Source organism: Kluyvera sp. (genome assembly GCF_965301105.1).
This window is the reverse complement of record NZ_CBDKZX010000002.1, coordinates 147,704-166,976: the sequence shown is the minus strand read 5'-3', so window position 1 is coordinate 166,976 and position 19,273 is coordinate 147,704. Positions and strand designations below refer to the sequence as shown.

Genomic DNA, 19,273 nt, shown 5'->3' with positions numbered 1-19,273 from the left:
TAACCATCATATTTATTTTGAGCCGCGAAATTATTCATTACAGCTTTTCCTGTGCTGAATCGATTTTATGATTTGGTTCAAATCCTGCTTTCGCGGCATAATGTTTAATGATAAGCGAAACGTCAAAGGCCAGAAGCGTCTGCGTCGGAAGGTTTGTCGCCGATGGTAGTGCTGATTTTGTGGACGTCGCTTGAATTGAGTAATACAGGCTAAAGTGTAGCCACCAGGCTAGACTTTAGTTCCACAACACTAAACCTATAAGTTGGGGAAATATAATGTTCCAGCAAGAAGTTACCATTACCGCTCCGAACGGTCTGCATACCCGCCCTGCTGCTCAGTTTGTTAAAGAAGCGAAAGGCTTCACTTCTGAGATCACTGTGACTTCCAACGGCAAAAGCGCTAGCGCGAAAAGCCTGTTCAAACTGCAAACTCTGGGCCTGACTCAGGGTACTGTTGTCACCCTGTCCGCAGAAGGTGAAGACGAGCAGAAAGCAGTTGAGCATCTGGTTAAACTGATGGCTGAACTCGAGTAAGTTCAACGAGTTCTTTTAAATATCAGTCACAAGTAAGGTAGGGTTATGATTTCAGGCATTTTAGCATCCCCGGGTATCGCTTTCGGTAAAGCATTGCTGCTGAAAGAAGATGAAATTGTCATCGACCGGAAGAAAATTTCTGCCGATAAGGTTGAGCAGGAAGTTGAGCGTTTTCTGAACGGTCGCGCTAAGGCGTCCGCGCAGCTCGAAGCTATCAAAACTAAAGCTGGCGAAACTTTCGGTGAAGAAAAAGAAGCCATCTTCGAAGGGCATATCATGCTGCTCGAAGATGAGGAGCTGGAGCAGGAAATCATAGCCCTGATTAAAGATAAGAACATGACGGCTGATGCAGCTGCGCATGAAGTTATCGAAGGTCAGGCGACTGCCCTGGAAGAACTGGATGATGAATACCTGAAAGAACGTGCGGCTGACGTACGTGACATCGGTAAGCGCCTGCTGCGCAACATCCTGGGTCTGGCGATTATTGACCTGAGCGCGATTCAGGACGAAGTTATCCTGGTTGCCGCTGACCTGACGCCGTCAGAAACCGCACAGCTGAACCTGAAAAAGGTGCTGGGTTTCATCACTGACGTCGGTGGCCGTACTTCCCACACTTCCATCATGGCGCGTTCCCTGGAACTGCCAGCGATCGTGGGTACCGGTAGCGTCACCACTCAGGTGAAAAATGGCGACTATCTGATTCTGGATGCCGTAAACAACGTGGTTTACGTCAACCCAACCAACGAAGAAATTGACAAGCTTCGTGCCGTTCAGGAGCAGGTTGCTTCTGAGAAAGCCGAACTGGCAAAACTGAAAGATCTGCCGGCAATCACCCTTGATGGCCACCAGGTTGAAGTTTGTGCCAACATCGGTACCGTGCGTGATATCGACGGTGCTGAGCGTAACGGCGCTGAAGGTGTTGGTCTGTACCGCACCGAATTCCTGTTCATGGACCGCGACGCGCTGCCAACTGAAGAAGAACAGTTTGCTGCGTACAAAGCCGTTGCTGAAGCCTGTGGCTCTCAGGCGGTGATTGTTCGTACCATGGATATCGGCGGCGATAAAGAGCTGCCGTACATGAACTTCCCGAAAGAAGAGAACCCGTTCCTGGGCTGGCGTGCCGTGCGTATCGCGATGGATCGTAAAGAGATCCTGCGTGACCAGGTACGCGCCATCCTGCGTGCTTCCGCTTTCGGTAAGCTGCGCATCATGTTCCCGATGATCATCTCCGTTGAAGAAGTGCGTGCACTGAAGAAAGAGATCGAGATCTACAAACAGGAACTGCGTGACGAAGGTAAAGCGTTTGACGAGTCAATCGAAATCGGCGTGATGGTGGAAACACCGGCGGCGGCGACAATTGCGCGTCATTTAGCCAAAGAAGTTGATTTCTTTAGTATCGGCACCAATGATTTAACGCAGTATACTCTGGCAGTTGACCGTGGTAATGATATGATTTCACATCTTTACCAGCCAATGTCGCCGTCTGTCCTCAACTTGATCAAGCAAGTTATTGATGCTTCTCATGCTGAAGGCAAATGGACTGGCATGTGTGGTGAGCTTGCAGGCGACGAACGTGCTACACTTCTGTTGCTGGGGATGGGTCTGGACGAATTCTCTATGAGCGCCATTTCCATCCCGCGCATTAAGAAGATTATCCGTAACACGAACTTCGAAGATGCGAAGGTGTTAGCAGAGCAGGCTCTTGCTCAACCGACAACGGACGAGTTAATGACGCTGGTTAACAAGTTCATTGAAGAAAAAACAATCTGCTAATCCACGAGATGCGGCCCAATTTACTGCTTAGGAGAAGATCATGGGTTTGTTCGATAAACTGAAATCTCTGGTTTCTGATGATAAAAAAGACACCGGAACCATTGAGATCATTGCACCGCTCTCTGGTGAAATCGTCAACATCGAAGACGTACCGGATGTAGTGTTTGCTGAGAAAATCGTTGGTGATGGCATTGCTATCAAACCGACCGGCAACAAAATGGTTGCGCCGGTTGACGGCACCATCGGTAAAATCTTTGAAACCAACCACGCTTTCTCTATCGAATCCGATAGCGGCATCGAGCTGTTCGTTCACTTCGGTATCGACACCGTTGAACTGAAAGGCGAAGGTTTCAAACGTATCGCGGAAGAAGGCCAGCGCGTGAAAGTTGGCGACACCGTTATCGAGTTCGATCTGCCGCTGCTGGAAGAGAAAGCCAAGTCTACCCTGACCCCGGTTGTAATCTCCAACATGGACGAGATCAAAGAGCTGACCAAGCTTTCCGGTAGCGTTACCGTGGGTGAAACTCCGGTGATTCGCATTAAGAAGTAATTCTTAACCGCATATAAAAATGGCGCCGATTGGCGCCATTTTTTTGCCTGTAGGCCTGATAAGCGCAGCGCCATCAGGCAATATGCCATACGATTGCCGGATGGCGGCGCAAGCGCCTTATCCGGCCTACCAATTTTACAGCTGCGAGGTCACCGGGCGAAAGCACGGCTCGCGCATCAGGATTTTCATCCCCTCCGGGCCACTTTCCAGTATCCGACGTTCGGAATCGGACACCTGCAGCTCACATTGATAACCACCGGTGACGCCGAACATCGCACGCGCGACGCAGGCATCCTCCAGCGCATTTTGCCCACTGGTATCAAAATGGCCCACCAGACGCCCGTTATGGCGAATAACCAGACGGTAGCTCTTCATCGCACCTCCTCTGCCGGCGGCAGAATTAATTCATCGCAGCCGCATTTCTGCGTCCAGCTCATCACCTCAAGCACCCGCTGTGCCGCATCATGGGCGGCATCGGACAGCGTTTTTTTCTGCACAATGCCGCTAATCAGCTCGGCGCAGAACAGATCGCCAGTGCCTTTTAAGTCCGTTTCCAGACGTGGATGGTCAATGATGGCCGTAGATTCCGCGGTCACTACCGCCACCGTAATATTTTCTGTCGTCTGGCCCGGCGCGCTGGTGATCACCACCCATTTTAGCGTCTCAGATAACAGTGATTGCGCTGCCGCAATCGCCTCATTCAACGTGCCACAGGGCTTACCGCTGAGCATTTCCAGCTCGAATACGTTCGGCGTTAGCCCCTGCGCCAGCGGCAACAGGTGCGTACGATAGGCCTCTGGAATTTCTGCCTTCACATACATCCCGCTGTCGACATCGCCAATTACCGGGTCGACCAGAATGCAGATATCCGGATGCGTGATCTTCACCATTTTCAGCCACTGCGCCAGCAGCGCAATTTGCTCAGCGCTGCCCATATAGCCGGTGGTCACGGCCTTCAGCTCGCGCAACGCGTCACGTTCATTCAGTGCGGTGAGATAACCGCCAAACCATTCGCCGGGAATAATTCCACCGTAGAACGTCTCGTAATGCGGCGTGTTGCTGAACAGCACCGTTGGCACCGCGGTGACCCGTAGGCCATGCGCTTTTATGGCCGGAACGGCAATGCTGTTGCCGACGCTGCCGTAAACCACCAGAGACTGCACCGCAACGATATCCGTTTGCAGCGCGCGGTGCGTATCGTTGAAGAGCACCGACTGTATTTCACTATCCTGCCCCATCTCCTTCTCCTCATGACTCTGGACAGCGGGCGAGCGCCTCACTATTATCGTCATATGCTAAAATTCATTTTGTCATAGGTCAATAATGATCGACGGAAAAAGCGCCAACGAAATCTTTGACAGTATTCGTCAGCATATCACCAGCGGCCAACTGGCGAAGGGTGAAACGCTGCCGCCGGTCAGGGAACTGGCTGCAAGACTGGGGGTAAACCGTAATACGGTGGCGTCTGCCTACAAACGGCTGGTGACCTCAGGGCTGGCGCTAAGCCTGGGACGCAACGGCACCGTTGTGAAAGAGACACCTGCGCCAACGGCACTGGAAGGTGGGAATCCGCATACGCCGCTCACCGATCTTTCCAGCGGCAATCCGGCGACGACCAGATTACCTGACCTGGCGCGTTATCTTTCGCACATCAGCCGCACGCCACGCCTTTACGGTGATGCACCGGTGTCTCCAGCGCTGTATGACTGGGCGCTGGAATGGATGCAGGATGCCATGCCCGCCGCCGGCGATATCGACCTGACCAACGGCGCGGTGGATGCCATTGAGCGCCTGCTCTGCGCGCACTTGCTCCCCGGCGACAGCGTGGTTGTGGAAGACCCCTGCTTTCTCAGCAGCATTAGCATGCTGCGCTACAGCGGTTTTAATGCCAGCCCGGTAGAGATTGATGGCGAAGGACTGGTGGCAGAAAAGCTTGAACTGGCACTCGCCAAAGGCGCGCGCGCGGTGATTTTAACGCCACGCGCCCACAACCCCACAGGCTACAGCCTGAGCGCCGCTCGCGCCGCCGCTATCCAGCAGGTGCTGAGTCGCTACCCGCAGGTACTGGTTATTGTCGATGACCACTTTGCGCTGCTGTCGTCCGCGGCCTGGCATCCGGTACTGACGCCGCAAACCCAGCATTGGGCCGTGGTTCGCTCAATGTCTAAAACGTTAGGCCCGGACCTGCGGCTGGCTTTTGTCGCCAGCGACCCGGCCACGTCAGCCAGGCTAAGACTACGGCTTAACGCCGGTAGCCAATGGGTCAGCCATCTGTTACAGGATCTGGTTTACGCTTGCCTGACGGACGAAGCCTACCAACGTACTCTCACCGAATCCCGCCTGTTTTATGCTGGCCAACAGCAGAAACTGGCTGAGGCACTGGGCCGCCACGGTGTAGACGGCGTGCTTCAGGGGGACGGCCTGAACCTATGGCTACCGCTTGCAACCCCCAGTCAGCGTACAGCGTTTGCGCTGGCAAAAGCTGGCTGGCTGGTCCGCGAAGGTGAAGCGTTTGGCGTCAACGCGCCCGCGCACGGCCTGCGTATCACCCTTTCAACCCTTAACGACAACGACATCAATCGTCTGGCGTCCGATATTTATCATGCGCTTATCCTCTGACAGGAGAACATCCATGCGCGTCCATTTTGTGCTTCACGAATCGTTTGAATCCGCAGGCGCTTACCTCCCCTGGGCCGAGTCTCGCGGCCACGACGTTAGCTGGACTCACGTCTATCGGTATGAAAGCGTCCCCGACAACGCTGACGGCTTTGATATGCTGGTGGTGTTCGGCGGACCTCAGTCGCCACGTACTACACTTGCCGAGTGCCTCTACTTTGATTCACAAGCCGAGCAGCGGTTGATTCGTCAGGCGATAGACGCCGGGCGCACCGTCGTCGGCATCTGCCTGGGTTCGCAGCTGATTGGTGAAGCGCTCGGCGCAGCCGTTTGTCAGAGCCCGGAAAAAGAGATTGGTCACTACCCGATTATCCTCACCGCAGCAGGCCAACAGCACCCGCTGTTCAGCCACTTTGGCTCACCGCTCACCGTCGGCCACTGGCACAACGACATGCCGGGCTTAGCCGCCGGAACGGTCATTCTGGCCGAAAGTGATGGCTGTCCACGTCAGATCGTACAATATGGCGATAAGGTGTACGGCTTCCAGTGCCATATGGAATTTACCGCCGAGGCGGTTGAAGGGCTGATTCAACACTCTGAACAGGAGTTGGCTGAGGCCAAAGGCAAGCCATTCATTCGCTCAGTAGATGAGATGCGTACCCATGATTATCGTGAAATGAACCAAAAACTGTGGGAATTTCTTGATAAGCTGACCCAATCGCCCTCCAGTTCGTCTACGGCGCAGCGCCCCCGGGATCGCACACGGTTATAAGGAGAATACATGCCAGCATCATCGCTAAGAGCCGTTATCGAAGCCTGCGACCGCGCCATCTCGCAGGAAGACTACGCCACGTTGATGGAATACTATGCCGACGACGCCACCCTGGTCGTCAAGCCGGGGATGGTAGTCAGTGGCAAGGAAAACATCCGCAAAGCGTTTATCGCCATCGCTGATTACTTTCAGCATCGACTGGTGGTAACGCAGGGTCGTATGGAGATTATTGAAGGGGGCGATAACGCGCTGGTGATTATGGAAACGCGGTTAGATATCCCGCTCGCCGAAGGGGGCACGACACAGGTCACGCGCCGTGCGACCTACGTGTTTCGCCAGCAGGAAGGGCGTTGGCTGTGCACGGTAGACAACTCCTACGGCACCGACCTGCTGGATAGTCCTGCGGTTTAGATCCCCGCCCCCTGGCTGAAGTGCTCTTCGCCAAACACGCCGGTAGACAGGTAGCGATCGCCGCGATCGCAGATGATCGCTACCACCACAGCTCCCGGATTCTGTTCCGCTACGCGAATCGCGCCGGCAACCGCGCCACCGGAACTGACGCCGCAGAACACCCCTTCTTTTACCGCCAGCGCGCGCATGGTATTTTCCGCGTCGTTCTGGTGAATATCCAGCACCTGGTCCACCAGGCTGGCGTTGAAAATCCCTGGCATATACTCGGCAGGCCAGCGGCGAATGCCCGGAATGCTGCTGCCCTCTTCCGGCTGTAGGCCAACGATGGTGACTGCTTTCTCCTGTTCGCGCAGAAAACGCGACACGCCGGTAATGGTGCCGGTGGTGCCCATGCTGGAAACAAAATGGGTGATACGCCCTTCTGTTTGCTGCCAGATTTCCGGGCCGGTGGTGGTGTAGTGTGCGTACGGGTTGTCCGGATTGTTGAACTGATCCAACAGCTTGCCTTCACCGCGTTGGGCCATCTCCAGCGCTAAATCGCGGGCGCCTTCCATCCCCTGTTCTTTGGTCACCAGAATCAATTCGGCGCCGTAGGCACGCATCGCCGCACGGCGTTCCTGGCTCATGTTATCCGGCATCAGCAGCTTCATGCGGTAGCCTTTCAGCGCGGCAATCATCGCCAGTGCAATACCGGTATTTCCGCTGGTGGCTTCAATCAGTACGTCGCCCGGTTTAATTTCACCACGCTTTTCCGCCTCGACGATCATCGACAGCGCCGCGCGGTCTTTTACCGACCCTGCCGGGTTGTTACCTTCCAGTTTGATCCAGATTTCGCTGCCGTTTTCCGGCCCCAGACGCTGCAATTTGACCAGCGGCGTGTTGCCGATCGTTTGTTCTAATGTATTCACTTCTGCTGTCCAATAAAAAACCCGGCAGCGTTTTGCGTACCGGGCCGTCGGCCGGGCAAGCGTAGCGCCCCCCGGCAAAACCACGTGCGATTAAGCTATCAGGCCGTTTCGGCCAGAGCAAGCGTCTCATGGGATTCGATCCGCTCGTCACCATGATACAAACGCGCGTTCTGTAAGCCGACAAACAGACGCTCGCCGCGCAGCGGCGCGTCGTCACCGCGCATCACCACGGTTAGCGGATCGTGATACCACCCCAGCGGCTGCACGACTAATTGGGTGTAGTGCCCTTTCGGGCTAGCTTCCAGCACCTGCACTGGCAGCGGCGAATCGAGGCTGGTGCGACGGCTGACATCCACTTCCCACGGACGCAGGAACAAATCCACGGGCCCCTGATAAGATGGCGTGTAGCCTAGCGGCCAGCGGTGCGCGCCGACGTGGAACTGCCCGCCGCGCACGATACCCTGCAGACGGTTCACTTCGCCCATAAACTCCAGCACGAAGCGCGTAGCTGGCTCGCGCCATACCTGATCCGGCTCGTCGGCTTGTTCAATATTGCCCTGGCTCATCACCACCACGCGGTTAGCAACTTCCATCGCCTCCTCCTGGTCGTGGGTGACGAACACGCTGGTGAATTTCAGCTCTTCATGCAGCTGGCGCAGCCAGCGACGCAGCTCTTTACGCACCTGCGCATCCAGCGCGCCGAACGGTTCATCGAGCAGTAAAATTTGTGGCTCCACCGCCAACGCGCGGGCCAGCGCCACACGCTGCTTTTGCCCGCCGGAAAGCTGCGCCGGATAGCGATCGGCAAGGTGCGCCAGTTGCACCATCTCCAGCAGTTTGGTCACTTTCGCTTTAATGGTGGCGGCATTGGGTCGTTCACGACGCGGCAGCACCGTCAAACCGAAAGCAATGTTGTCAAACACCGTCATATGGCGGAACAGCGCGTAGTGCTGGAACACGAAACCCACCTTACGATCGCGCGCATGCAAGCGACTGACGTCAGTGCCGTGGAAACGGATGTGCCCACTGGTCTGGTGCTCCAGCCCGGCGATAATACGCAGCAGCGTGGTTTTCCCGGAGCCAGAGGGCCCCAACAGCGCGACCATCTGGCCGGAAGGGATATCCAGAGAGATATCATTCAGCACCTGGGTGCGACCAAAAGATTTCTTAATATTGGCAATCTCAATGCTCATGATTTCCCTCCTGTTGCGCGCGTTTTTCTTGATTATGCAAACGCCACTGCAACGCACTCTTTAAAAACAACGTCAGAATCGCCATCAGGGTCAGCAGCGCCGCTGCGGTAAAGGAACCGACGGCGTTGTAATCCTGTTCAAGCAGTTCAATCTGTAACGGTAAGGACAGGGTCTCGCCGCGAATTGAGCCGGAAACCACCGATACCGCGCCGAACTCGCCGATAGCGCGAGCGTTGGTCAACACCACGCCGTACAGCAGCGCCCAGCGAATATTCGGTAACGTTACGCGTCTGAACATTTGCCAGCCGGACGCACCAAGCAGAATCGCCGCTTCATCTTCCTGACTACCCTGGCTGAGCATCACCGGGACCAGCTCGCGAACCACAAACGGACAGGTGACGAAGATGGTCACCAGCACCATGCCCGGCCAGGCAAACATAATTTGCAGGTTGTGTGCTTCCAGCCAGCCGCCGAGCGGACCGTTGGAGCCGTAAAACAGCAGATACACCAGACCCGCCACGACCGGCGAGACCGCAAACGGGATGTCCAGCAGCGTCAGCAGCAACTGACGGCCCGGGAAGTCAAAACGCGTCACCAGCCAGGCGAGCAGCACGCCGAATACCAGGTTTACCGGCACGGTAATCAGCGCAATCATCACCGTCAGCCAGATGGCGTGCAGCATGTCCGGGTCGGCCAGGTTTTGTAATACCGGCATTAATCCTTTGCTGAACGCCTGGATGAAGATATAAATCATCGGCACCAGCAGGATAAGGGCCGAAACCAGTACCCCGGTACCTATCAGAAACCATTTGCCCCAGTTAAAGCGGGGCGCGTCATAACGCTTCAATTGAGTCACTTCCGCCATTAATGACCTACCACACGCCGACCAAAGCGACTTTGCAAAGTATTGATGGTGAACAACAGCAGCAGAGAGGCTGCAAGGATCACCGAAGCAATCGCACTCGCCGCCGGATAATCAAACTCCTGCAGGCGAATAAAGATCATCAGCGAGGTCACTTCCGTCTTCCATGCGATGTTGCCAGCGATAAATATCACCGCGCCAAACTCGCCGAGGCTACGCGTAAAGGACAGCGCCACGCCCGCCAACAGCGCCGGAGACAGCTCCGGCAGCACCACTTTACGGAAGCTCTGCCAACGCGTTGCGCCCAGGGTTTCTGCCGCTTCTTCATACTCCGGGCCTAATTCCTCCAGCACGGGCTGCACGGTACGCACCACGAACGGGATACTGGTAAACGCCATTGCCACCGCGATGCCGATCCAGGTATAGGTCACCTTGATATCAAACTTCGCCAGCCATTCGCCGTACAAACCGTTCACCGAGAACAGCGATGCTAACGTCAGGCCAGCCACTGCCGTCGGCAGCGCGAAGGGCAGGTCCATCAAGGCATCCAGCAACGTGCGGCCAGGAAAACGGTAGCGCGTTAAAATCCACGCCATCAGCAAACCAAATACGCCGTTAAAGATAGAGGCGACAAATGCCGACAACAGCGTCACCTTATAGGCGGCGACCACCTGCGGGTTGCTGATCACCTCCCAATACTGCGACCAGCTCATCTCAGCGAGCTGCATCACCAGCGCGCTGAGCGGCAGTAACAGAATCAAACAGACAAACAGCAGACTGGTGCCGAGGCTTAAGGTAAAGCCCGGCAGCACACGCCTGGAGGAAACAGCAAACATTACTTACGCCCCGCCGCTAACAGCTTGTCTAACTCGCCACCGCTGGCGAAGTGCGTCTTCATCACTTCCGGCCAGGCACCAAACTTGTCCTCCACGCGGAACAGATCGGTCTGCGGGAATTTATCTTTCAGCTTGTCCATCACCTGCGGGTTATTCACGCGGTAGTAGTAATCGGTGATGATGGTCTGCGCCTGCGGGCTGTACAGATAGTTCAGGTAAGCCTTCGCCGCCTTCTCGGTACCGTTGGCCTTCACGTTTTTATCCACCCATGCCACCGGGAACTCCGCAAGAATATTGACCTTTGGCACCACCACTTCAAAGCCCTGTGCTTCATACTGTTTGCGGATGTTGTTCACTTCGGATTCGAAAGTGATCAGCACATCGCCCAGACCACGCTCCACGAAAGTGGTGGTTGCGCCACGGCCGCCGGTATCAAACACTTCGACGTTTTTCAGGAACTGGGTCATAAACTGCTCGGTTTTCGCTTTATCGCCACCGTCAGCTTGATCCGCCGCGCCCCACGCCGCCAGGTAGGTATAGCGCGCGTTACCGGAGGTTTTCGGGTTCGGGAAAATCAGCTTCACGTCCGGGCGCACCAGATCATTCCAGCTGTGGATATTCTTCGGGTTGCCCTTACGTACCAGGAACGCCATGGTCGAATAGAACGGCGAGCTGTTATTCGGCAAACGCGCCTGCCAGTCCGCCGGAATCAGGTTGCCCTTGTCATGCAGAATCTGCACGTCGGTTACCTGGTTATAAGTTACAACGTCTGCTTTTAAGCCCTGCAGAATTGCCAGCGCCTGTTTGGAAGAACCGGCATGGGACTGCTTGATTGTCAGTTTGTCCCCCCCATTCTCCTGCGCCCACTGCTGCTCAAACGGCGTATTCAGGGCGGCAAACAGCTCGCGGGAAACGTCATAGGAGCTGTTCAACAGTTCCGTCGCCTGCGCCTGAGCCATCAGCAGCACAGATGCCGCCAGTGTCAGGTATCCTTTTTTCAGTAACTTAATCGCCATTGCGCACCCTATAGTGTGAGGACTTTCTGAGCATCAGTGTATTTATAACGGGTACTAAAGGAGTAACGGTTTTATATACCGTTTAGTGATTTGGAAGTTGAAAAGGGAATAAGCGGCGAATGCGACTTTCTGGAGCACAATTCCAGAATCGTAACTGCATTCTGACAAAGCGCAAACATGCGGGCAAAGTGCCAGATATGGAGAATACGTTTGGTTTTGCTCGTCAGCTCAGACAAAGGCTGACACCAGAGGAACGCCGGTTATGGTATCAATTGCGGGATCGCCGATTTGCGCGGTTTAAGTTTCGCCGCCAGCATCCGGTTGGGCCGTTTATTCTTGATTTTGCCTGCTGTGCGGCACATCTTGCCGTCGAGTTGGATGGGGGGCAGCATGATGAAAGAAGCGGGTACGATGCGCGGAGAACAGCGTGGCTTGAGCGACAAGGATGGAGAGTGCTGAGATTCTGGAATAACGAATTGATAGACAATGAAGAGGCTGTGTTGGCGCAGATTCTGGAGGCTCTGGTGTCGCAATTACCCTCACCCCGGCCCTCTCCCTGAGAGGGAGAGGGTGAAAAACGAGCCTGACCATCAGTTTCGTTACATCAAACCGCATCAAACGGTCCCCTCTCCCCCATGGGGAGAGGGTTAGGGTGAGGGGCGGCTCTGAATTACAACGCCACCAGCTTATCCAGCGAAGGCGCAAAGTAATACCCACCGGTCACCGGCTTAGTAAAGCGCAGCATTGCGTCACGCTTACCGTCGGTATCGCCAAACATGCTCAGCAACTGCTGTTCAATATTGTGCAAACGCGCGCAGTAAGCGCAGAAGTACAGGCCGTGCGTACCGCTGGCCGTGCCGTACGGCAGGCTCTGACGCACAATCTTCAGTCCTTTACCATCTTCTTTCAGGTCTACGCGAGTCAGGTGCGAGGTTTCCGGACGATCGTCGCCGTCGATCTCTTCGTTGGCTTCTTTGGTACGGCCAATCATCATTTCCTGATCCGGCACGCTCATGCGGTTAAGCTGCTTGAGGTTGTGCTCCCAGCGCTGCACGAAAACATAGCTGCCGCCCGCGTCGACGCCGTCTTTGATCACCGCCACTTCACGACGGGTTTCTTCACCGGCCGGGTTTTCAGTGCCGTCAACAAAGCCGCTCAGGTCGCGTTCTTCAACCCAACGGAAGCCGTGTACTTCTTCCTGCACGTCCAGCGAGTCGCCAAAAGCGGCCAGCGCGGCCTGGGCCACGGAGAAGTTCACGTCATGACGCAGAGAGAGGATGTGGATCAGTACGTCAAACTGCGTGGAAGGCGCCAGCCCCTTGCCATACTGAGGAAAATCTTTCAGTTCCTCAGCACCCACGCCGCCACTCAGCTCGCGCCATGTGTCGTGGCCAAACGCAACTACCGCGCCTAAATGCGCTTCCGGGAATTTATCCTGGAACGCCGCCAGCTTTTCGGCAAAAATTTTGCTGCCGGCACGCAGGGCGTTAACGTCCCCTTTCACATTGGCTTCAATCCAAATCGCCGCGCGGCAATGTTCCGGCAAAATGCCGCTCTGAACCTGAGACATCGCTCCTCCTGAAAATAAAATGCCACGACGTCGTGGCATAGAAAAACCTCACATATTGTACCCGCTTTTCACCGCAGCGGGTCAATTCAACATCAAATTTAGCGTCGCCAGATGATTTTCGATAGCGTCCAGTTTTTCAGCGCGTCGTCAGGTGGCATGAGGCCCTGCGGCCCCTGCCAGGTGCCGGAGAACTGATAGCTAATGTGCTGGCTGTCTTTCGCTTTACATTCCACGACGTTACTCTCGTCTCCGCTTGCGGCCTGGCAGTGACCATACGCTTTGTCGTAGAGCGTATTGAAGGCCGTGCCGACCTTCGCCCCGTCGGCGGCGACAATGCCGTCATCCAGCACATCAACACGACTGACGGTACCGCTGTCACCGTTGATGACCATTGCCACCTTGTCGCCACGCAGCGCTTCAAAATAGCGGACGATGTTGCCGTCATGCGCCTTCATGCCGCTACGCAGGCGGTAATCGCTGCCGAGTGCGTCGCTAATCGCCTGCTCGCTCAGCGCCGTGGTGCCGGTAATGCCGCCAACGCCCTGCTCAGTCACGCCTGCAGAAGATCCAAACCAGTTCCACGGATAGGCCGCCGACCAGTTAACCGAAGACAACGTTGAACAGCCGGTCAGCGCCAGCGGCAGTGCACACAAGAGTAAACGCAGCGATTTCATTCCTACTTCCTATAAATTCAAGTCAGGCCTATTGGAGTCCAGTAAACACAAAAAGTGCCGTTCAATCTGTGACATCACGAAAACAGGCGCGTAAACGTCGGTTGCTCAGCAGCCACCACAGAGCATAAATATCGAGAACCAGCAGGCTTACTCCAACGCCGGAGACGGCTTCGCCGCTGAGCCACAACCACGGCTGCCAAAACAGGAGAATCAACTGGGCCACAACTAACGCCGGATGAAGGAGACGCCATAAACGCGGGTAGACATGCCGCCGTCCGCTAAGCAAAAACGCCAGCACCGCCGGTACGCCGGGCAGCAGGCCAATCCAGAAGAGACTGTGGTCGGGGTAGAACAAATTCAGTAAGGCATCGCCCTGATCGCGGGAGGCGCCCGCCATCAGGAATAACACCCACGTCCGCGCTTGCAACAACAGCAGGCACCAGAACAGAAATGGCAAGCGCAGGCGACCCTGCGCATCGTAATCAGCGGGCGAGAAATCAGTACTCTTCATCTTCGATCAGGCGCTTTCCTAAGCTTTGGGCATCGGCGTGTTCATAGCCCAGGCGCTCGTACATGCCCAGCACCACATCGTTTTCTTCGCGCACCATAATCTGGATTTTCGGGCAGCCGCGAGCAATGAGTTTTTTCTCAAGACGGTTGAGCAACGCGTTGGCAATGCCGCGCCCGCGATACTCCGGGTGCACGCCGAGATAGTAGGCCGATCCGCGATGGCCGTCATAGCCGCCCATGATGGTGCCAACCACTTCGCCGTTCACTTCCGCCACCAGAAACAGGCTGACGTCATGATTCACCTTCCGTTCGATGTCCATCTCAGGATCGTTCCATGGTCTCAGCAGATCGCATCGCTCCCACAGGGTGATGACCTCTTCAAAGTCCGACTGGCGAAAAACGCGTATCTCCATGGTATTGCCCACCTTTTCAGGTTTAAAAACAGTGATTATGGCGTGAACGGCCAATTTAGCCAATATCTGACGCGGCACAGTGAAAAAAATGGCATAATAAGGTACAGACACGTATTGAAATGAAAAGTAAAACAATTCTCATCGCGAACAGTCGTAACCAAAATCGCGATACGATATAACATACAGATTCTTGTTTTTACAACTCAGGCCGGAATGAGCACGTTTAAACCTTTAAAAATACTGACTTCGCGCCGTCAGGTGCTAAAAGCCGGATTGGCTGCGCTCACGCTGTCGGGAATCGCGTCTCAGGCAGCCGCGAAAGACACAACATTAAAAACCAGCAATGGTCACAGCAAACCGGCGAAAAAGTCATCGAATCGCCGACTGGTCATGTTGGACCCAGGCCACGGCGGTATTGATACCGGCGCAATTGGCCACAACGGTTCCAAAGAAAAGCACGTCGTACTGGCGATTGCTAAAAACGTGCGCGCCATTTTGCAGAAAAACGGTATCGACGCCAAACTGACCCGTTCAGGCGACACCTTTATTCCGCTGTACGATCGGGTTGAGATTGCCCACAAGCACGGCGCGGACCTGTTTATGTCGATCCACGCCGATGGTTTTACCAATCCGTCCGCTGCGGGCGCGTCGGTGTTTGCCCTCTCCAACCGCGGGGCCAGTAGCGCCATGGCAAAATATCTGTCAGACCGTGAAAACGCCGCCGATGAACTGGCGGGTAAAAAGGCCAAGGATAAAGACCATCTGCTCCAGCAGGTGCTGTTCGATCTGGTGCAAACCGATACCATCAAAAACAGTCTCACGCTCGGCTCGCACGTGCTGAAGAAAATCAAGCCCGTGCATAAGCTGCACAGCCGCAGCACTGAACAAGCCGCGTTCGTGGTGCTGAAGTCGCCGTCGATCCCGTCGGTGCTGGTGGAAACCTCGTTTATCACCAACCCGGCGGAAGAAAAACTGCTGGGTACCGCCGCGTTTCGCCAGAAAATAGCCGATGCCATTGCTTCTGGCATCATCAGCTACTTCCACTGGTTCGATAACCAGAAAGCCCACGCGAAGCGCCGCTGATGAAGATTAACGTAGAGCAGGTCAAAGCCTTTCTGCTCGGGCTACAGGACGATATTTGTCGGCAGCTTGAGCAGCTCGATGGCAGCGCATTTATTGAAGATAGCTGGCAGCGTGAAGCCGGCGGCGGTGGCCGCAGCCGAGTGTTGCGCGACGGTGCACTGTTTGAGCAAGCGGGCGTGAATTTCTCCCACGTACACGGCGACGCCATGCCCGCTTCCGCCACGGCGCACCGTCCGGAGCTGACAGGACGTAGCTTCGAAGCGATGGGCGTCTCACTGGTTATCCATCCGCGCAATCCGTATGTACCCACCAGCCACGCCAATGTGCGCTTTTTTATTGCTGAAAAGCCCGGTGCAGAGCCGGTGTGGTGGTTCGGCGGCGGTTTCGATTTAACCCCCTACTACGGCTTTAACGAAGACGCTGTGCACTGGCACACCGTCGCACGCGACCTGTGTCAGCCGTTTGGCGACGACGTCTACCCGCGCTACAAAAAGTGGTGCGACGACTACTTCTATCTTAAGCACCGTAACGAGCAGCGCGGCATTGGCGGCCTGTTCTTTGACGACCTGAATACCCCAGACTTTGCGCACTGCTTTGGCTTTATGCAGGCGGTGGGGAAAGGTTTTACCGACGCCTATCTGCCGATCGTCAAACGTCGTAAAGATATCGCCTACGGCGAACGCGAGCGTGATTTCCAGCTCTACCGTCGCGGGCGCTACGTTGAATTTAATCTGGTGTGGGACAGAGGCACGCTGTTTGGCCTGCAAACCGGTGGGCGCACAGAGTCGATATTAATGTCGATGCCGCCGCTGGTGCGCTGGGAGTATAACTACCAGCCGGATGAAAACAGCCCGGAAGCGGCGCTGAGCGAATTTATCAAAGTGAAAGACTGGCTTTCGTCAGCCTGATAAACGAAGCGCTATCAGGCATCACGAAAAAGCCCCAAAATGGGGCTTTTTTTGTTTTACAGCGGTTGGGTCTGGGCTTCAACCACCGCTAGCGCCACCATGTTGACGATGCGGCGAACGGAGGCGATCGGCGTCAGGATATGTACCGGTTTCGATACCCCCATCAGCACCGGCCCAACGGTCACCCCTTCAGAACTGGAAACGCGCAGCAGGTTATAGCTGATACGCGCAGCTTCCATATTCGGCATCACCAGAATATTCGCCGAACCTTTCAGCGGGCTATCCGGCATGCGGTCGTTACGGATGCTTTCAACCAATGCGGCATCGCCGTGCATTTCGCCATCAATCATCAGCTCCGGCGCGCGCGCCTTCACCAGCTCCAGCGCATCGCGCATTTTGCTGGCCGACGGGCAGTCGGAAGAGCCAAAGTTAGAGTGCGACAGCAGCGCCACGCGCGGCTCGATGCCGAAACGACGCACGCTTTCCGCCGCCATCAGGGTGATTTCAGCAATCTGCTCCGGTGTCGGATCGTTGTTGACGTAGGTATCGGCAATAAAGGTGTTACCGCTCGGCAGCAGCAGCGCGTTCATCGCGCCCGCGGTATGCACGCCGTCACGGTAGCCGAATAACGGGTTGATCACGCTGAAATGCTCATGGTAATCACCGATTGTACCGCAAATCATGCCGTCCGCTTCGCCGCGCTGCACCATGATTGAACCAATCGCGGTGGTATTACTGCGCATCTCGCGCTGCGCCTGTTCCTGCGTGATACCGCGACGCTTCATCAGGCTGTAGTATTCCTGCCAGTACTCTTTAAAGCGCGGGTCTGATTCGTTATTGACGATTTCAAAGTCGACGCCCGGCTTAATCTGCAAGCCCAACTTCTGCAGGCGCATCTCGATAACGCTCGGACGGCCAATCAGAATCGGCTTCGCCAGCCCCAGCGTGATAAGCTCCTGGGTGGCGTGCAGCACGCGGTTGTCTTCCCCTTCCGCCAGCACGATGCGCTTCGGCTCTTTACGTGCCTGCGAGAAGATAGGTTTCATAAACAGGTTGGTCTTGTAGACAAACTCGCTCAGTTTCTCGATGTAGGCGTCAAAATCGGCAATCGGGCGTTTTGCGACGCCGGAGTCCATCGCCGCTTTCGCCACAGCCGGGGCGATCTTAACGATCAGGCGCGGATCGAACGGTTTTGGAATAATGTAGTCCGGGCCAAAGCTCAGATCCTGATCACCGTAAGCGGAAGCCACCACTTCACTCTGCTCGGCGTGGGCCAGTTCAGCGATCGCGTGGACTGCCGCCAGCTTCATCTCTTCGTTAATCGCCGTCGCGCCAACGTCCAGCGCGCCACGGAAGATGAACGGGAAGCACAGCACGTTGTTCACCTGGTTCGGGTAGTCGGAACGGCCGGTGCAGATAATCGCATCCGGGCGCACTTCTTTTGCCAGCGGCGGCAGAATTTCCGGCTCCGGGTTCGCCAGCGCGAGGATCATCGGCGCGCGAGCCATTTTCTTCACCATCTCCTGGGTCAGCACTTTCGGGCCGGAGCAGCCAAGGAAGATGTCGGCGTCGGCAATCACGTCGTCCAGCGTGCGTTTGCCGTCATCCTTCACCGCGTAGGCGGCTTTGGTTTCCGCCATATTCGGCTCGCGGCCTTCATAGATCACGCCCTTCGAGTCGCAGACCACAATATTGTGTTTCTGCATCCCCAGCGCCACCAGCAGGTTCATACAGGCAATCGCTGCCGCGCCCGCGCCGGAGACCACCATGCGAACGTCAGAGATATTTTTCTCCACCACGCGCAGGCCGTTGAGGATGGCCGCAGTACTGATAATCGCGGTGCCATGCTGATCGTCGTGGAACACAGGAATGTTCATGCGCTCGCGCAGCTGCTGTTCAATGTAGAAACATTCCGGCGCTTTGATGTCTTCGAGGTTGATGCCGCCAAAGGTCGGCTCCAGCGCCGCCACGACATCGATAAATTTGTCCGGGTTGGTTTCATCCACTTCGATATCGAAAACGTCGATACCGGCGAATTTCTTGAACAAAACGCCCTTACCTTCCATTACCGGTTTACCGGCCAATGCGCCGATATTGCCTAAACCCAGTACGGCGGTACCGTTGGACACCACCGCTACCAGGTTACCGCGCGCGGTATATTTGTAGGCCGCCAGCGGATCTTTTTCGATCTCCAGACACGGCGCGGCAACGCCCGGCGAGTAGGCCAGCGCGAGATCGCGTTGGGTGGCGAGCGGCTTGGTCGGCGCTACCTGAATTTTGCCTGGAACGGGGAATTCATGGAAATCGAGGGCACTTTGTCTTAATTGGTCGTCCATTTAGGGTTCCTTTCACGTATCAAACTAAAAGGGTGAAGCGCAATTACGTCCTGATGCACTCCCGAAGGAAGCGCCTAGTATCGCCTGTGACCGCCCGGTAAACTTTGAAGGCCGCCATACTCTTGCGAACACGCCTTGCTTTGTTATTTATTTATGTCACTTATGTTATCAACTATCGATAGTAAGATCATGATTTCCGGATATGCTTTTTTGTTATGCCAGCCATAACCAAACGGCTATCGCCTTCCTCCATCCGGACGATGCAGGGGCAAGTCTACCATCCTGGGGAAACCGCCCTCGTTAAGCCAT

21 protein-coding genes are annotated in these 19,273 nt (G+C 55.5%); 9 read left to right on the top strand and 12 right to left on the bottom strand.

The genetic code is table 11. The annotated features are described in order from the left end of the window. Positions 1 to 275 precede the first annotated feature (275 nt). The 3 genes from ptsH to crr are packed head-to-tail and all read left to right on the top strand — an operon-like array spanning position 276 to position 2,856. Positions 276 to 533 carry a phosphocarrier protein Hpr gene (ptsH, locus tag ACW14G_RS01735; RefSeq protein ID WP_002913505.1) on the top strand — a complete coding sequence of 86 codons (258 nt, stop codon included), beginning with the start codon at positions 276 to 278 and terminating at the stop codon, positions 531 to 533. A gap of 45 nt (positions 534 to 578) precedes the next feature. Continuing rightward, positions 579 to 2,306, top strand: coding sequence for a phosphoenolpyruvate-protein phosphotransferase PtsI (ptsI, locus tag ACW14G_RS01730; protein ID WP_455648426.1), 1,728 nt, complete (start codon positions 579 to 581; stop codon positions 2,304 to 2,306). 40 nt (positions 2,307 to 2,346) lie between these two features. Further along, on the top strand, positions 2,347 to 2,856 hold the full coding sequence (gene crr / locus ACW14G_RS01725; RefSeq protein ID WP_065355860.1) for a PTS glucose transporter subunit IIA: 510 nt from the start codon (positions 2,347 to 2,349) through the stop codon (positions 2,854 to 2,856). Positions 2,857 to 2,991: 135 nt separating this feature from the next. On the opposite strand, the gene ACW14G_RS01720 is transcribed toward crr, so the two are convergent. Beyond that, entirely contained in the window at positions 2,992 to 3,231 is a 240-nt protein-coding gene (locus tag ACW14G_RS01720; protein ID WP_167575280.1) for a cytoplasmic protein, read from the bottom strand. Then, positions 3,228 to 4,094 (bottom strand): pyridoxine/pyridoxal/pyridoxamine kinase, encoded by an 867-nt coding sequence (gene pdxK / locus ACW14G_RS01715; protein ID WP_167575279.1) that lies wholly within the window; start codon positions 4,092 to 4,094, stop codon positions 3,228 to 3,230. Before pdxK ends, ACW14G_RS01720 begins: the two co-directional genes overlap by 4 nt. An 85-nt stretch (positions 4,095 to 4,179) precedes the next feature. Here pdxK and ptsJ point away from each other — a divergent pair, with 85 nt between their 5' ends. The 3 genes from ptsJ to ACW14G_RS01700 are packed head-to-tail and all read left to right on the top strand — an operon-like array spanning position 4,180 to position 6,655. Beyond that, the gene (gene ptsJ / locus ACW14G_RS01710) at positions 4,180 to 5,475 is read left to right on the top strand and encodes a MocR-like B6 salvage transcription factor PtsJ (protein WP_249022927.1); all 1,296 of its coding nucleotides are present in this window, start codon (positions 4,180 to 4,182) and stop codon (positions 5,473 to 5,475) included. A gap of 13 nt (positions 5,476 to 5,488) precedes the next feature. Continuing rightward, the gene (locus tag ACW14G_RS01705; RefSeq protein WP_249022926.1) at positions 5,489 to 6,244 is read left to right on the top strand and encodes a type 1 glutamine amidotransferase; all 756 of its coding nucleotides are present in this window, start codon (positions 5,489 to 5,491) and stop codon (positions 6,242 to 6,244) included. A 9-nt stretch (positions 6,245 to 6,253) separates the two neighbouring features. After that, complete coding sequence (locus ACW14G_RS01700) at positions 6,254 to 6,655, top strand: YybH family protein (protein WP_163446115.1); 402 nt, start codon at positions 6,254 to 6,256, stop codon at positions 6,653 to 6,655. On the opposite strand, the gene cysM is transcribed toward ACW14G_RS01700, so the two are convergent. From cysM to ACW14G_RS01675, 5 genes are all read right to left on the bottom strand, one after another. Further along, positions 6,652 to 7,563: a cysteine synthase CysM gene (gene cysM, locus ACW14G_RS01695; protein ID WP_163446116.1), complete on the bottom strand. Its 912-nt coding sequence runs from the start codon at positions 7,561 to 7,563 to the stop codon at positions 6,652 to 6,654. The two genes, ACW14G_RS01700 and cysM, sit on opposite strands and share 4 nt — an antisense overlap. A gap of 98 nt (positions 7,564 to 7,661) precedes the next feature. Then, positions 7,662 to 8,756 (bottom strand): sulfate/thiosulfate ABC transporter ATP-binding protein CysA, encoded by a 1,095-nt coding sequence (gene cysA / locus ACW14G_RS01690; RefSeq protein ID WP_163446117.1) that lies wholly within the window; start codon positions 8,754 to 8,756, stop codon positions 7,662 to 7,664. Beyond that, entirely contained in the window at positions 8,746 to 9,621 is an 876-nt protein-coding gene (gene cysW / locus ACW14G_RS01685; RefSeq protein WP_163446118.1) for a sulfate/thiosulfate ABC transporter permease CysW, read from the bottom strand. The genes cysA and cysW overlap by 11 nt, the downstream gene beginning before the upstream one ends. Next, positions 9,621 to 10,454, bottom strand: coding sequence for a sulfate/thiosulfate ABC transporter permease CysT (gene cysT / locus ACW14G_RS01680; RefSeq protein WP_065355867.1), 834 nt, complete (start codon positions 10,452 to 10,454; stop codon positions 9,621 to 9,623). Before cysT ends, cysW begins: the two co-directional genes overlap by 1 nt. After that, the gene (locus tag ACW14G_RS01675; protein ID WP_223803094.1) at positions 10,454 to 11,470 is read right to left on the bottom strand and encodes a sulfate ABC transporter substrate-binding protein; all 1,017 of its coding nucleotides are present in this window, start codon (positions 11,468 to 11,470) and stop codon (positions 10,454 to 10,456) included. Before ACW14G_RS01675 ends, cysT begins: the two co-directional genes overlap by 1 nt. Positions 11,471 to 11,667: 197 nt before the next feature. On the opposite strand from ACW14G_RS01675, the gene ACW14G_RS01670 reads away from it, so the two are divergent. Then, the gene (locus ACW14G_RS01670) at positions 11,668 to 12,030 is read left to right on the top strand and encodes an endonuclease domain-containing protein (RefSeq protein ID WP_163446133.1); all 363 of its coding nucleotides are present in this window, start codon (positions 11,668 to 11,670) and stop codon (positions 12,028 to 12,030) included. 110 nt (positions 12,031 to 12,140) lie between these two features. Here ACW14G_RS01670 and ACW14G_RS01665 read toward each other — a convergent pair whose 3' ends face one another. The 4 genes from ACW14G_RS01665 to ACW14G_RS01650 form a co-directional block, all read right to left on the bottom strand. After that, the gene (locus ACW14G_RS01665; RefSeq protein ID WP_163446120.1) at positions 12,141 to 13,040 is read right to left on the bottom strand and encodes a Dyp-type peroxidase; all 900 of its coding nucleotides are present in this window, start codon (positions 13,038 to 13,040) and stop codon (positions 12,141 to 12,143) included. Positions 13,041 to 13,138: 98 nt separating this feature from the next. Next, positions 13,139 to 13,714, bottom strand: coding sequence for an RpoE-regulated lipoprotein (locus tag ACW14G_RS01660; RefSeq protein WP_064543660.1), 576 nt, complete (start codon positions 13,712 to 13,714; stop codon positions 13,139 to 13,141). Between the two features lie 61 nt (positions 13,715 to 13,775). Beyond that, positions 13,776 to 14,225, bottom strand: coding sequence for a DUF2919 domain-containing protein (locus ACW14G_RS01655; RefSeq protein WP_167575276.1), 450 nt, complete (start codon positions 14,223 to 14,225; stop codon positions 13,776 to 13,778). Then, positions 14,212 to 14,637, bottom strand: coding sequence for a GNAT family acetyltransferase (locus ACW14G_RS01650; RefSeq protein WP_035891508.1), 426 nt, complete (start codon positions 14,635 to 14,637; stop codon positions 14,212 to 14,214). The genes ACW14G_RS01655 and ACW14G_RS01650 overlap by 14 nt, the downstream gene beginning before the upstream one ends. A 213-nt stretch (positions 14,638 to 14,850) precedes the next feature. Here ACW14G_RS01650 and amiA point away from each other — a divergent pair, with 213 nt between their 5' ends. Together amiA and hemF are read left to right on the top strand one after the other, a co-directional pair. Continuing rightward, on the top strand, positions 14,851 to 15,720 hold the full coding sequence (amiA, locus tag ACW14G_RS01645; protein ID WP_064543656.1) for an N-acetylmuramoyl-L-alanine amidase AmiA: 870 nt from the start codon (positions 14,851 to 14,853) through the stop codon (positions 15,718 to 15,720). After that, the gene (gene hemF, locus ACW14G_RS01640) at positions 15,720 to 16,628 is read left to right on the top strand and encodes an oxygen-dependent coproporphyrinogen oxidase (protein ID WP_249022925.1); all 909 of its coding nucleotides are present in this window, start codon (positions 15,720 to 15,722) and stop codon (positions 16,626 to 16,628) included. The genes amiA and hemF overlap by 1 nt, the downstream gene beginning before the upstream one ends. Before the next feature lie 56 nt (positions 16,629 to 16,684). Here hemF and maeB read toward each other — a convergent pair whose 3' ends face one another. After that, positions 16,685 to 18,964: an NADP-dependent oxaloacetate-decarboxylating malate dehydrogenase gene (gene maeB, locus ACW14G_RS01635; protein ID WP_163446123.1), complete on the bottom strand. Its 2,280-nt coding sequence runs from the start codon at positions 18,962 to 18,964 to the stop codon at positions 16,685 to 16,687. Between the last annotated feature and the right edge of the window lie 309 nt (positions 18,965 to 19,273).

What these genes read in the sequence shown, in the direction of transcription:
- ACW14G_RS01720 (WP_167575280.1), bottom strand. Translation starts at nt 3,231, where the DNA reads ATGAAGAGCTACCGTCTGGTTATTCGCCATAACGGGCGTCTGGTGGGC.
- ptsI (WP_455648426.1), top strand. Translation starts at nt 579, where the DNA reads ATGATTTCAGGCATTTTAGCATCCCCGGGTATCGCTTTCGGTAAAGCA.
- cysT (WP_065355867.1), bottom strand. Translation starts at nt 10,454, where the DNA reads ATGTTTGCTGTTTCCTCCAGGCGTGTGCTGCCGGGCTTTACCTTAAGC.
- amiA (WP_064543656.1), top strand. Translation starts at nt 14,851, where the DNA reads ATGAGCACGTTTAAACCTTTAAAAATACTGACTTCGCGCCGTCAGGTG.
- ACW14G_RS01705 (WP_249022926.1), top strand. Translation starts at nt 5,489, where the DNA reads ATGCGCGTCCATTTTGTGCTTCACGAATCGTTTGAATCCGCAGGCGCT.
- ptsJ (WP_249022927.1), top strand. Translation starts at nt 4,180, where the DNA reads ATGATCGACGGAAAAAGCGCCAACGAAATCTTTGACAGTATTCGTCAG.
- ACW14G_RS01665 (WP_163446120.1), bottom strand. Translation starts at nt 13,040, where the DNA reads ATGTCTCAGGTTCAGAGCGGCATTTTGCCGGAACATTGCCGCGCGGCG.
- pdxK (WP_167575279.1), bottom strand. Translation starts at nt 4,094, where the DNA reads ATGGGGCAGGATAGTGAAATACAGTCGGTGCTCTTCAACGATACGCAC.
- ACW14G_RS01675 (WP_223803094.1), bottom strand. Translation starts at nt 11,470, where the DNA reads ATGGCGATTAAGTTACTGAAAAAAGGATACCTGACACTGGCGGCATCT.
- hemF (WP_249022925.1), top strand. Translation starts at nt 15,720, where the DNA reads ATGAAGATTAACGTAGAGCAGGTCAAAGCCTTTCTGCTCGGGCTACAG.
- ACW14G_RS01660 (WP_064543660.1), bottom strand. Translation starts at nt 13,714, where the DNA reads ATGAAATCGCTGCGTTTACTCTTGTGTGCACTGCCGCTGGCGCTGACC.
- cysA (WP_163446117.1), bottom strand. Translation starts at nt 8,756, where the DNA reads ATGAGCATTGAGATTGCCAATATTAAGAAATCTTTTGGTCGCACCCAG.
- ACW14G_RS01650 (WP_035891508.1), bottom strand. Translation starts at nt 14,637, where the DNA reads ATGGAGATACGCGTTTTTCGCCAGTCGGACTTTGAAGAGGTCATCACC.
- ACW14G_RS01700 (WP_163446115.1), top strand. Translation starts at nt 6,254, where the DNA reads ATGCCAGCATCATCGCTAAGAGCCGTTATCGAAGCCTGCGACCGCGCC.
- ACW14G_RS01655 (WP_167575276.1), bottom strand. Translation starts at nt 14,225, where the DNA reads ATGAAGAGTACTGATTTCTCGCCCGCTGATTACGATGCGCAGGGTCGC.
- ptsH (WP_002913505.1), top strand. Translation starts at nt 276, where the DNA reads ATGTTCCAGCAAGAAGTTACCATTACCGCTCCGAACGGTCTGCATACC.
- maeB (WP_163446123.1), bottom strand. Translation starts at nt 18,964, where the DNA reads ATGGACGACCAATTAAGACAAAGTGCCCTCGATTTCCATGAATTCCCC.
- ACW14G_RS01670 (WP_163446133.1), top strand. Translation starts at nt 11,668, where the DNA reads ATGGAGAATACGTTTGGTTTTGCTCGTCAGCTCAGACAAAGGCTGACA.
- cysW (WP_163446118.1), bottom strand. Translation starts at nt 9,621, where the DNA reads ATGGCGGAAGTGACTCAATTGAAGCGTTATGACGCGCCCCGCTTTAAC.
- crr (WP_065355860.1), top strand. Translation starts at nt 2,347, where the DNA reads ATGGGTTTGTTCGATAAACTGAAATCTCTGGTTTCTGATGATAAAAAA.